Origin of the sequence: Gordonia sp. (in: high G+C Gram-positive bacteria), from assembly GCF_049299075.1 — a bacterium.
GTDB lineage: Bacteria > Actinomycetota > Actinomycetes > Mycobacteriales > Mycobacteriaceae > Gordonia.
This window is the reverse complement of sequence record NZ_JBAQWU010000084.1, coordinates 1-2,064: the sequence shown is the minus strand read 5'-3', so window position 1 is coordinate 2,064 and position 2,064 is coordinate 1. Positions and strand designations below refer to the sequence as shown.

The 2,064-nt window shown below is 66.7% G+C and carries 2 protein-coding genes; both read left to right on the top strand.

What is annotated here, in order from left to right:
* Nucleotides 1-987: phosphoenolpyruvate carboxylase (locus tag WAW85_RS02825; protein ID WP_422558139.1), on the top strand; the 987-nt coding region annotated here is incomplete at its 5' end.
* Between the two features lie 121 nt (nucleotides 988-1,108).
* Nucleotides 1,109-2,050 carry a hypothetical protein gene (locus tag WAW85_RS02820; RefSeq protein ID WP_422558138.1) on the top strand — a complete coding sequence of 314 codons (942 nt, stop codon included), beginning with the start codon at nucleotides 1,109-1,111 and terminating at the stop codon, nucleotides 2,048-2,050.
* Nucleotides 2,051-2,064 lie beyond the last annotated feature (14 nt).

The window sequence follows — 2,064 nt, the reverse complement described above, 5'->3', positions numbered from 1 at the left end:
GCGCTGTACCGTGCCGAACTCGAGTTGGTCGCGGCGGCCGAGTCGGCCGGGATCGGACTGCGGTTGTTCCACGGTCGCGGTGGCACGGTCGGTCGCGGTGGCGGCCCCAGCTATGACGCGATTCTGGCGCAGCCGCCGGGCGCTGTGCAGGGCGGGCTGCGGCTGACCGAGCAGGGCGAGATCATCGCGGCCAAATACGCCGAACCGGTCGGAGCGCGGCGCAACCTGGAGACGTTGGTTTCGGCGACCCTGGAGTCGACCCTGCTGCATACCGAGGGCCTGGCCGATCCGGCAGAGGCCTACCGCGTGCTCGGCGAGCTTGCCGCGGCGGCCCGCGACTCCTATAGCGAGCTGGTGCATCGGACGCCGGGTTTCGTCGAGTACTTCACCGAGTCGACGCCCCTATCGGAGATTGGTGCGCTCAATATCGGCAGCCGTCCGACCTCGCGTAAACAAACGACGGCGATCGCTGATCTGCGGGCCATCCCGTGGGTGCTGTCGTGGACGCAGTGCCGTGTGATGCTGCCCGGCTGGTACGGCACCGGTAGCGCCTTCGAGCAGTGGGTGGGCGATGATCCCCACCGACTCGCCCAACTGGCCGACTACTACCGCAGCTGGCCGTTCTTCCGGTCCGTGATGTCCAATATGGCCCAAGTGCTGGCCAAGTCTGACCTTGGTCTGGCGGCCCGGTACGCCGAGTTGGTGCCCGACGAGTCGCTCCGCGAGCGCGTGTTCACCATGCTCGCTGTGGAACACGAACGCACGCTGCGAATGCATGCGGCGATCACCGGTACCGACGATCTCCTCGCCGATAACGACGCCCTCAAACGGAGCGTCTACAACCGCTTCCCGTACCTGGAGCCGCTCAATCTGATGCAGGTGGAATTGTTGCGCCGATTCCGGGGCGGCGAGGACACCCCGGAGATCCGCCGCGCCATTCAATTGACAATGAATGGTCTGGCCACCGCGTTGCGTAACAGCGGATAGCCGGCCATACCCGACGAGATCGGGCGGAATCGAGAAAAACTTTCACCGGTACGGGAACCTTTTCCTTGGCGCCCCGCTCTTAACTAGCAACCAACCCAGCACCCACCACCAGGAGAACACCATGGACGGCAACCCGAACACCCAGACCGCAGGCACCGAGACCGCAGGTACCAGCGCCGATAACGCGGGTGCCAGCGCCGATAACGCGGGTGCCAGCGGCAACGAGCCGATCGCGACTCCGAACGTCGGCTACGAGACCCCGGCCGGGTATGCCGCCGGCCAGCCGATTGCGGCCGACCTCGACGGCGATGGTGTCGCCGACGGGGTGGCCTACGACTTCGACGGCGACGGCCGGATCGACCAGATCGATTTCGACACCAACGCAGACGGCCTTGCCGACACCGCTCTGGTCGACTTCGACGAAGACGGCATTCTCGATACGGTCGCCGTGGACAGCAACGGCGATGGGGTCTTCGACACCGCGGCCATCGATATCGACGGCGACGGCATTGCCGACAATCTGATCACCGACACCGATCAGGACGGCGTGTGGACCGACGAGGGCTCGCTCGGCGGTAGCGGTGGTACCGGAGCGGGCGGCGGCGGCACCGACGCTACGGGAGCGGCCGAAGGCGGCACCGCAGGTGCCGGTGGTGCCGGTGGCGCGGAAGGTGGTGCCGGTGGCGCGGAAGGCGGCGCCAATCAGCCGTGGGGCGAGCCGATCGACGTCGATGGTGACGGCACCGTCGACGGCTACGCCTACGACCTGAACAACGACGGGGCAGTCGACTACGTGACTGTCGACTCCAACGGCGACGGAGTCCAGGACACGGCCTTGATCGACAGCAACAACGACGGCCTTGTCGACACCGTGCGGGTGGACGTCGATGGTGACGGCTACTCCGATTACGCGGTGGTCGACGCCGACGGCGACGGCGTCCCGGACCACGCCTACGAATGGGATACGCAGGCCGGCGATTGGAACGAAGTGTCCGTCGATTCGGTCGTCGGTGACGCCGCTGCCGCCGCCGGTGAGGTCGACACCACCGACATCGACCTGTAGCCCCCACACCCGCC